This is a genomic window from Rhodoferax sp. ZS1R8 (assembly GCF_056521325.1).
Map to the genome: position 1 here is coordinate 1 of NZ_JBWMBA010000055.1, position 1636 is coordinate 1636.

Annotated in this window: 1 protein-coding gene; it reads left to right on the top strand. The window is 59.7% G+C overall.

The features are described from left to right. Nucleotides 1-170: 170 nt before the first annotated feature. Nucleotides 171-1636: ABC transporter transmembrane domain-containing protein (locus tag AC097P_RS23675; protein ID WP_479612884.1), on the top strand; the 1466-nt coding region annotated here is incomplete at its 3' end.

Sequence of the window (1636 nt, forward strand, 5' to 3'; positions counted from 1 at the left end):
GGGGCTTGAGCGCATGCGCCGCATTCCTTCAACGCAATGCCAGCTGCATTGGTTGACCTCTGCGCGGTCCAAGAATAACAGAGTCGCCCGACCGAAGCCCGAGAGCGGGCCTATCATCACGACCTGCGGTGCGCGCTTGCATCCCTTGCTTTCGACCCCATTTAACGCCCATGACCACAGAACGCGCCAAATCACAAAATCCAAAGTCTCTGTCTGGTCTGCTTCCTTTTTTGCGTCCTTACCGGGGCCGCATCGTCTTGGCATTTGTGTTCCTGGTGATGGCCGCTCTGGCCACACTGGCTTTTCCACTGGCATTGCGCAGCCTGATAGACGGCGGATTGGTAAAGGGCGACCAAGGCGAGCAGATGATGGCCATGCGCGAGCATTTCGCCCTGCTGTTTGGTGTAGCGGTCGCACTGGGGCTATCGTCCGCGGCGCGTTTTTACATGGTTAGTTGGCTGGGCGAACGTGTTACCGCCGACCTGCGCAATGCGGTCTACAGCCATGTGCTGAAGCAAAGCCCGGAGTTCTTTGAAACTACGCAAACTGGGGAGGTTTTGTCGCGCCTGAGCGCCGACACAACCTTGGTACAAACCGTGGTGGGCTCTTCGCTGAGCATGGGCCTGCGCAACCTGGTGATGGGGGTTGGCGCCCTCGGTATTTTGGTGTGGACCAATCCATACGTCATGTTTCAGGTGCTGGGTGTGTTGGTGCTGATCGTGCTGCCCAGCGTATGGTTTGGCCGACGGGTGCGCAAGCTCTCCAGGGCCAGCCAGGACCGGATTGCCGATTCCAGCTCCATTGCTGCCGAGATTTTGAACGCCATTCCAGTCGTGCAGAGCTACACGGCCGAGGGGCGCGAGACGCGGCGCTTCACCGCCTCCACCGACAATGCCTTTGAAACAGCCGTGAGCCGATCCAAGGCACGCTCGGTGCTGGTGGCTTTTATCATTATTGCAACCTCGGCCGCGCTGCTGTGGGGTCTGTTCCAGGGCACGCAAGCGGTGGTGGCCGGGCGCATTTCGGCAGGGCACCTGGGCCAGACTGTGGTTTATGTCATCATTTTGGCCAGCGCCTTTGCCATTTTGGGTGAGGTGTATGGCGACCTGCTGCGTGCGGCCGGCGCCACCGAGCGCTTGATGGAACTACTGAGCACCCAATCACCAATCGTCTCTCCAGAGAATCCGGCCCTAGCCCCCGTACCTGTTGCTGGTAGTGCTATCAAATTTGAAGCAATCAACTTCAACTATCCGTCCAGGCCTCAGCAAAAAGCCTTATCGGATTTCTCGCTCGATATCCAGCCAGGCCAGACCGTGGCCATCGTTGGCCCCAGTGGTGCAGGTAAAAGCACAGTGTTCCAGTTGCTGCTGCGTTTTTACGACCCGGCTCAGGGGCGCATCGTGCTGGACGGCGTCAGCACCCGCGAGATGTCGCTCGAGGCCTTGCGCCAGCGGATTGGCATCGTGCCGCAAGACGCGGTGATCTTTTCCAGCAGCGCGCTCGAGAACATCCGTTACGGCAAGCCCACAGCTTCGGACGACGAGGTCAAAGCTGCGGCCACAGCCGCCTTTGCGGACGAGTTCATCACAGGCCTGCCCGAGGGTTACAGCACCTTCCTGGGCGAACGGGGTGTGCG